General features: G+C 74.3%; 3 protein-coding genes. 2 read left to right on the forward strand and 1 reads right to left on the reverse strand.

The window, feature by feature from the left end; all coding sequences use genetic code 11:
* Window positions 1-16: 16 nt before the first annotated feature.
* Window positions 17-3,166, reverse strand: a complete 3,150-nt coding sequence (locus AB0H37_RS40595; protein ID WP_360617944.1) for an ATP-dependent DNA helicase — start codon at window positions 3,164-3,166, stop codon at window positions 17-19.
* Window positions 3,167-3,420: 254 nt separating this feature from the next.
* Here AB0H37_RS40595 and AB0H37_RS40600 point away from each other — a divergent pair, with 254 nt between their 5' ends.
* A complete protein-coding gene (locus tag AB0H37_RS40600) occupies window positions 3,421-4,935 on the forward strand; it encodes a hypothetical protein (RefSeq protein WP_360617946.1) in 1,515 nt (504 codons plus the stop codon).
* A complete protein-coding gene (locus AB0H37_RS40605; RefSeq protein ID WP_360617948.1) occupies window positions 4,932-6,305 on the forward strand; it encodes an amidase family protein in 1,374 nt (457 codons plus the stop codon). Before AB0H37_RS40600 ends, AB0H37_RS40605 begins: the two co-directional genes overlap by 4 nt.
* The last annotated feature ends 338 nt before the right edge of the window (window positions 6,306-6,643 follow it).

Below are 6,643 nucleotides of genomic sequence, written 5' to 3' on the forward strand. Positions count from 1 at the left end.
GCTCCCCCCGAGCCAGTCAGTCGCTCACCTGCCCGCCCTCGTCATGGACGGGGCAGCAGGAGCGTACGGGACAGGTGCGACACTTGTCGTTCGCCCTGGCCTGGAAGACGTCGCCGGCCATCCCCGTGGCGACGATCTCGACGAGCCGCTTCGGCCACTCGGGGTCGGCGTCCTCGGCGGGCGGGGGCTGCTCCTGCTCGCGCGCCTTCGCCGTGAACGCGGCCTTGCCGACCTGGATCAGCTTCGCGCCGCCCGGCTCGATCAGCCCGTGCCGCTCGAACGCGCCGAGCATCACCGCGTACTGGTACACGCCGAGCTGCGGGTGCCGGGCCAGGTCGTCCTTCGGGACGGCGGTCGAGGAGGTCTTGATGTCGATGATGACGGCCCGGCCCTGCTCGTCGCGCTCGGCGCGGTCGATGCGGCCCTTGATGACGACGCGGCCGAGGTCGACCTTGAACGACTCCTCCAGCGCGACGACCTCGTTGGGGTTGTCGCGGTGCCAGGCGAGGAACTTGTCGACCATCTTCGCGGCCTGCTCGCGCTGCTTCTCCGAGTACCACGAGCTGCGGAACTCCAGGTCCTTCCAGATCTCGTCGAGCCGCTGCGCGACGTGCACCTCGTCGACGCCGTCGTCCGCGCCCGCCATCTCGGCGACGGCGTGGACCACCTTGCCCATCGTGCTGTACTCGTTGGGCCCGCCCTCCTGGGCGCCGACCGCCGAGGCGAGCAGCCAGCGCAGCCCGCACGTGGTGAACGCCTCGACCTGGGACGGCGAGATCGTGATGGGCTCGTCCTCGGCGAACGCGGGCCCGCCGTCGGACAGCGCGGTGATCGCGTACCAGTTCTCCGGCCTCGCGCCGCGCACACCCGCGCGCGCCAGGCGGGCCAGGTGCCCGGCCGCCGCGCGCCGCAGCGGTTCCGGGCGGGACGGGTCGCCGACGACGGAACGCAGGTCGGCCACCAGCGCCGACAGCGACAGCCAGCGGGTCTTCTCGTCCAGCTGGGACTGCTCGATCGCGCCGGGGAGCAGCTCGTTCAGGAAGCGGGACGGCCTCTCCTCGGTGTCGTCGCCGCCGACGGCCGTCACCACGAGCCGTCTGCGGGCGCGCGTGACCGCCACGTAGAACAGCCGCCGCTCCTCGTCGAGCATCTTGGCGGCCATCGAGGCGCCGGCGGCGGCGTCCCCGTCGGGCTCGGCCCCGGCCGCGTGCTCGACCAGCTCCTCGACGCCGAGCAGCGACCCGCGCAGCCGGACGTCGGGCCAGACGCCCTCCTGGACGCCGGCGACGACGACCACGTCCCACTCCAGGCCCTTGGAGCGGTGCGCGGTGAGGATCCGGACCGCCTCGCCCTCGGGCGCCTGCTCGGCCAGCGTGTCACCGGCGATCTCCTGGGACGCGACGTTGTCGACGAACAGCTCGGGCCCCGCCTGGGGGAGCCGGTCCACGAACCGCGCGGCGTGGTCGAACAGCGCCACCACGGCGTCGAGGTCGCGGTCGGCCGCCGCGCCGCGCGTCCCGCCCTTGACGCTCTGCTCCAGCAGCACGTCGGCCTGGCCGCTCTCCTGCCACACGGCCCACAGCACGTCCTCGGCGGTGCCGCCGTCGTGCACGCTGCGCCGCGCCACCTCGATCAGGTTGGCGATCCGCTCCGCCGGCGCCCGGACCCTCTCGTGGACCAGGACCAGCTCGCGGGGGTCGTTCACCGCCGCGACCAGGAGATCGCCCAGCGCGCGCTGCCCGCCCGACAGCTCCTCCAGGTCGCGCAGAGCGCGCTTGAGCCGGCGCATGGCGAGCGCGTCGGCGCCGCCCAGCGGGCCGGTCAGGAGGTCCTCGGCCACGACCTCGTCCAGGAAGCCCTTCTTCAGCGCCGCCCGCAGCAGGACGAGGAACGGGCGGACGGCGGGCTCCCCCACCAGCGGCACCTCGTCACCGGCGACCACCACCGGAACACCGGCCTGGGCGAGCGCCCGCCGCAGCACCGGGACCTGCCGGACGGCGCTGCGCACCAGGACCGCCATACGCGACCACGGCACGCCGTCGAGCAGGTGGGCGCGGCGCAGTTCGTCGGCCACCAGCGCGGACTCCTGGCTCTCGGAGTCGGCGATGACCGCGCGCACCTCGCCCTCGTCGAGCTCCTCCACCGGCCGCAGCGCGCGGTGCTCGGCCGCGCCCGCCGCCCCGGCGGGCAGCCGCCGCGCGATGCGGCGCGAGGCGGTGAGGATCTCGGGTCCCATCCGGCGGCACGTCCGCAGCGCCACCACGGGCGCCGGGGCGCCGTCCAGGGCGGGGAAGCGGTCCGGGAACTCCTGGATGCCGCGCACGTCCGCGCCCCGGAACCCGTAGATCGACTGGTCCGGGTCGCCGACCACGACCAGGTCGCGCCCCTCGCCCGCGAGGTGGTGCAGGAGGGCCTCCTGCGCGGGGTCGGTGTCCTGGTACTCGTCCACGAACACGGCGTCGTAGGCGTCGCGCTCCCGGATCCGCACCTCCTCGTCCGCGAGCATCCCCGCGGCCAGGTGGATCAGCTCGCCGTAGTCGTAGGTGGGGACGGGGTCGAGCAGGAACCGGTCCACGTACCGCTCCATGAACCCGCCGATGGCGGCCCAGTCGTCGCGGCCCCTCATGCGTCCGAGAGCGGCGAGGTCCTCCGCGGCGTACTGCCGCTCGACCGCGCGCAGAGCGAAGTCGCGCAGTTCCTCGGCGAACCCCCGGGTCGCCAGGGCGGCCCTCAGCCGCTCCGGCCAGTCGCGGGCGCCGTCCGCGAGCTCGCCCTCCAGCAGCCGCCGCACCTCCAGCAACTGCTCGGGCCCGGACAGCAGCCGGGGGGCCGGTTCCTCGTTCAGCACGGCGTCCCGCCGGATCAGCGCGTACGCGTAGCTGTGGAAGGTGAGGGCCAGGGGCGTGCGCGTGGTCCGGTGAAGGCGACCGGTGATGCGCTCCCGCAACTCCCCCGCCGCCTTGCGGCTGAACGTCAGGACGAGCACCCGCTCGGGGTCGACGCCGCGGTTCTCGATACGGTCGACGACCGCCTCCACGATCGTCGTCGTCTTCCCGGTGCCCGGCCCCGCCAGCACCAGCATCGGCCCGCCGGCGTGCTCGACCACCCGCCGCTGCTGCTCGTCGAGCACGGGCGGGACGCTCCGCGCGGGACCCGCGCGTCGCACGAGACGGTAGGAAGCTGACGGCACAACAGTTCATTGGAACAGATCACTGAGCCTCGTCTGACCACAACGCACGCATGTCGCGAGAGAGAAAAACCACCCCCGGACGGCCCCCGCACGGCAACACCCTGCACAATCCACGCCACCCGGCCTGTGCGCTTTCGTCATTGCTCCTGCCAGGAGAGATCGTGCACATTCACCAGAACCCTCGTGCACGGACGTGGAGGCTCCACGTCCCGGAGGTGGGAGGTAACGCGTTGTCCCCTGCCCACTGGATCTACCTGCTCGGCCTCGCCGCCCTCATCGCGACCGTGGTCGCGCGGAGGAACGTCGTCGGCCTCGCCCTCGCTGGAACGTTCCTCACCGCGCTCGTGTACAGCGGGAGCGTCACGACCGGCCTCGGCGCGGTGTTCAACGCCGCCATCACCGCCGCGAGGGAACTGCTGCCGGTCTTCGTGATCATCGCGGTCGTGACGGCGATGCTCGGCGCGATGCGCACGCTGGGCTCCGACCTGATGATGGTGCGGCCGCTGCAGCGGCTCGTCCGCAACGGGCACGTCGCCTACCTGGTGCTCGCCGTGGTCACCTACCTGCTGTCGATGTCGTTCTGGCCGACGCCGGTGCTGCCGCTGATCGCCGCGATCCTGCTCCCCGCCGCCGTCCGGGTCGGGTTGCCGCCGCTGGCCGCCGCCATCGCGATCGCCATCACCGGGCAGGGCATGGCGCTCAGCTCCGACTACGTCATGGGCGTGGCGTCCGGGCTGTCCGCGCAGGGGGCCAAGGTCCCCGCGGACGCCATCGCCGACCGCGCGCTGGTCATCTCGCTGATCGCGGGCGTGGTCGCGCTGGCCTTCTGCTACCTGCGCGACGTGCGCGGCAAGCTGCTGGACCCGGCGGCGGCGGAGTCGGCGGCGGTCGATCTGGCCGCGGTCGGCGAGGGCTCCGCGCACACGGTGGTCCGGGAAGACGGGACGCAGACGGTGAGCGCCGAGCCCGCCGGCGGCGGAACCGCGACTCTGACCGCCGCCGGCGGCGGGGGCGACGACGGTGACGCGGAGGCCCCCTCCGGCCGGACGCGGTTCGTGGCGTTCGCCGTCCCGCTGGCGTTCGCCGCGCTCCTCGCGGTGATGCTGCTCGGCCGCTTCACCTCCCTCGTCCCCGGCATCGACGACGGCGCGGGCGCGCCGCTGGTGGGCGGGACGGCGGCGCTGGCGCTCGTCGTCGTCTGCGTCATCGCGAACCGGCGGACCTGGCTGCAGGAGTGCGCCGACCACTTCACCGAGGGCATCGCGTTCGCGTTCCGCACGATGGGGGTCGTCATCCCGATCGCCGGGTTCGTCTACGTCGGGCTCTCCGACTACTCGGGGCAGATCCTCGGGCTGCCGGAAGGCGAGCAGGGCCCGGCGCTCCTGCTGGACGCGATCGCCAAGGTCCAGCCGCACATCCCGCACGTCCCGGTGTTCGCCTCCTTCGCGATGCTGCTCGTCGGCATGGTGATCGGGCTGGACGGCAACGGCTGGCCAGGGCTGCCGTTCACCGGCTCGCTCGCCGGGGAACTCGGCCACACCGCGGGCGCGGACCCGGCGACGCTCGCGGCCATCGCGCAGAACGGCGCGAGCTGGACCGGCGGCGGCACCCTCGTCATCTGGTCGTCGCTGATCGTCGTCGCGGGCCTGACCGGCGTCTCCGTCATCGACCTCGCGCGGCGGCTGTTCCTCCCGGTGGTGACGGGCCTGGTGGTGGCGACGGCGGTCGCGGCGGTGGCGCTGTGAACGCGGTCGAACTGGCGGAGGAGGTCCGCGCCGGGCGGCGCGCGGCGCGCGAGGCGGTGGCGGAGGCCCTCGGGCGGATCGAGCGGTCGGACGGCGCCCTCGGCGCGTTCGTCCACGTGGACGCCGAGGGCGCGCTCGCCCGCGCCCGTGAGATCGACGCGACGGTGGCGCGCGGCGAGGACCCCGGGCCGCTGGCCGGCGTGCCGCTCGCGGTGAAGGAGCTGCACGCGGTGGCCGGGTGGCCGTACGCGATGGGCAGCGTCCTGCACGCCGGCCGGGTCGCCGACCACACCTCCACGATGGTGGCGCGGGCGATGGCGGCCGGGGCGGTCCCCGTGGGGCTCACGGCGTCGCCGGAGTTCGGGCGCGCGTCGTTCACGGCGTCCGTCCTGCACGGCGTGACCCGCAACCCGCACGCCCCGGAGCTGACGCCGGGCGGGTCGAGCGGCGGCTCGGCGGCGGCCGTGGCGTCCGGGATGGTCCCGCTCGGGACGGGCACGGACGGCGCCGGCTCGCTCCGCATCCCCGCCTCCTACTGCGGGCTGGTCGGGTTCAAGGGGACCTACGGGCGCGTCCCGCGCGGGCCGCGGCACCGGGGAACGGCCGAGAACGACCACTACGGCGTCCTCACCCGCACGGTGCGCGACACGGCCCGCTTCCTGGACTGCGTCTGCGGGACGGACGAGTACGACCGCGCGTCCCTGCCCGCCCCCACCGCGCCCTTCGAGACGTCCCTCGACGGCGTCGACCTGCGCGGCCTCCGGGTCGCGTGGTCGCCCGACCTCGGCTACGCGCCGTGCGACCCGGAGGTGGCCGCCGTCGTGGAGGACGCGGCCAGGGCGTTCATCGCCGGGACCGGCGCCCGCCGGGTCCCCGCCGACCTGACGCTGGAATCCTGCGGGGCCGCCTTCCGGACCCTGTCGGTCCCCGACGTCCACGCCGAACTCCGCGACGCCCCGGCCGACCGCCTGGACTCCGTCCACCCCACGGTCCGCCGCTACGGCGACGCCGCGCGCACCCTGGACGCCGACGCGCTCGTCGACGCCCACGAGGCCCGCGCCCGCCTGGTCGCCGCCCTCGCCGAGGGCTTCGCCCGTTTCGACCTCCTGCTCACCCCGGCCACCCAGGCACCGGCGTTCCCGGCCGAGGGCCCGATGCCGGCCGAGATAGCGGGCCGCCCGGTGGACCACTGGGGCGCCCTGGCCGTCACCTTCCCCTTCAACCTCTCAGGCCACCCGGCGATCTCCGTCCCCGCAGGCCGTGCAGGCGGCACCCCCACCGGCCTCCAGATGGTCGCCCGCCGGCACGAAGACCTGGTCGCCCTGGCCGCCGCAGCCACCTACGAACGCCTACGCCCCTGGCCCACCTGACCCAGTGCCCTGCGGGCGCGGGCCGGACCGGTGCGGGCGACCGGTCCCAGCCAGACGACCCACCCCCGTGAGCCAGGCAGCGCCGGTCCAATACCGGAGCACGGCGGGGCGCGGGTGGCGCGACAGACCATCGCGAAGCACAGAACCAAGATCTCAACGACCTAGGCCGTCACACCAACCCCGCGACAACGCCGAAACCCGCGATCGCGTCCAAAGGCAGATTCGAGCGAAGCAAGAATCTGATCGCGCAGCGAGCCGCTAGGCGAGCCGGAGCGATGCCAGCGATCGCCGCAGTGCCCGACGATGGAGGGCCCTCCGGGCCCGAAGGAGGAGGGCAC

Source organism: Actinomadura sp. NPDC023710, assembly GCF_040639875.1.
Lineage (GTDB): Bacteria > Actinomycetota > Actinomycetes > Streptosporangiales > Streptosporangiaceae > Spirillospora > Spirillospora citrea.